At 61.0% G+C, this 1,333-nt stretch carries 1 protein-coding gene and 1 pseudogene; both read right to left on the bottom strand.

Annotated elements, in window-relative coordinates; genetic code table 11:
* Positions 1-176, bottom strand: a pseudogene (locus EN906_RS34305) (mandelate racemase/muconate lactonizing enzyme family protein); the annotation flags it as partial.
* A 60-nt stretch (positions 177-236) separates the two neighbouring features.
* Positions 237-1,124 carry a sugar phosphate isomerase/epimerase gene (locus EN906_RS34300; protein WP_027037785.1) on the bottom strand — a complete coding sequence of 296 codons (888 nt, stop codon included), beginning with the start codon at positions 1,122-1,124 and terminating at the stop codon, positions 237-239.
* Positions 1,125-1,333 lie beyond the last annotated feature (209 nt).

The raw sequence follows: 1,333 nt of genomic DNA, 5'->3' as shown, positions 1-1,333 counted from the left end.
CTGCCGGCACTGCCGGCGGCGTTCTTGCCTTCGCCCCAGCCGACCAGCCCGTCATCGGTTTCGATGCGCAGGATGGCGGCGTCGAAGGTCGTCACCTGACCGAAGTCGCTGCGGTGCTGCCGAGCGGCTTCGATCGGAACGCGGATCCACCAGGCTTGGACGGACTTGATACGCATATTCTTCCCCAGCCCCGCCGCCGGTCAGGGCGGAAGGGCGAATTTCCCAGAGGCAGTCGGCTACTTGATCAGCGGCAGCAACGTTTCGGCGTTGATGCGCATCTGGTCGGTGTAGAATTTCTCGGTGAGCACGCTGGAGCCGTGGTCCTGGATGAACTTCAGCTGCTCGGGCGAGATGTCGACCGGATTGCGCTCGACCATGTCGGGATAGGGGGCTGCCGGCGTCCGGTCGACGGGCGCGACGAACTCATTGGTCAGCGCGCCGTCGTAGCCGATCTCGCGCAAGGTGGCGACGATCTTCGGCCAGTCGATCTGGCCGAGGCCGGCGGCAAACCGGTTGTTGTCGGCGACGTGGAAGTCGAACAGGCGCTTTCCGACCTGCCGGATCGCGTCATGGACGTTAAATTCTTCCATGTGGATGTGGTAAGCGTCGAGGCACACGCCGCATTCGGGGCTGACCGCGTCAGCCAGCGCCAGTGCCTGGGCGCCGCGATTGAACAGATAGGTCTCGAAGCGGTTGAGGGGTTCGACAGCGATCTTGACGCCGACCTTCTTGGCGTGGGTGAAGCATTCACGGGTGGCGTCGACGACCCACTTCCATTCCTCTTCTTCGGTCCCGTCAGGCACCACCTTGCCGACGGTGGCCGGAACCAGCGTGATGATCTCGCCATCGAGTTCGCTGACCATGGTCAGCACGTCCTTGACATACTGAACGGAACGCTCGCGCTGGCCCTGGTTCCTGGCGGCAAGGTTGCGCTCGCCCAGCATCAGGGTCACCGCGCCCCAGCAGCGAATACCATGCTCCTTCAGCAGCGCCCGGGTCTCCTTGGTCTTGTACTGCTCGGGCTCGCCGGAAATCTCGATCGACTCATAGCCGAATTTCTTGATGCGCTTGAGCGTCGTCTCCAAGGGTTCCGCGCGCATCCAGTTGTGCGTCGAAAGATGCATGGTCTGTCCTTCCCAAATCGTCTCTATGGTTCGCCTGCGACATGCATCGCCAAAAGGCGACACAAAGGTTCCTCCCCAAGGCGTTCCCAGCCTTTTTTCGCAAACTGGTTCGACCAATTGGGCCTGAGGCGAGGTCTACAGCAAATTCTCCAGATCGGCAAGAAGCGCTGGGGTGCAACTTTCTCTGTAGATTATTTCATTGATTATAT

The organism is Mesorhizobium sp. M7A.F.Ca.CA.004.06.1.1, from assembly GCF_003999135.1.
GTDB lineage: Bacteria > Pseudomonadota > Alphaproteobacteria > Rhizobiales > Rhizobiaceae > Mesorhizobium.
Note: the sequence above shows the minus strand (reverse complement) of the source record. Positions and strands in the feature narration are given on the sequence as shown.

Excerpts from the sequence above, each read along its gene's own strand:
- EN906_RS34300 (WP_027037785.1), bottom strand. The coding sequence starts at position 1,124 with ATGCATCTTTCGACGCACAACTGGATGCGCGCGGAACCCTTGGAGACG.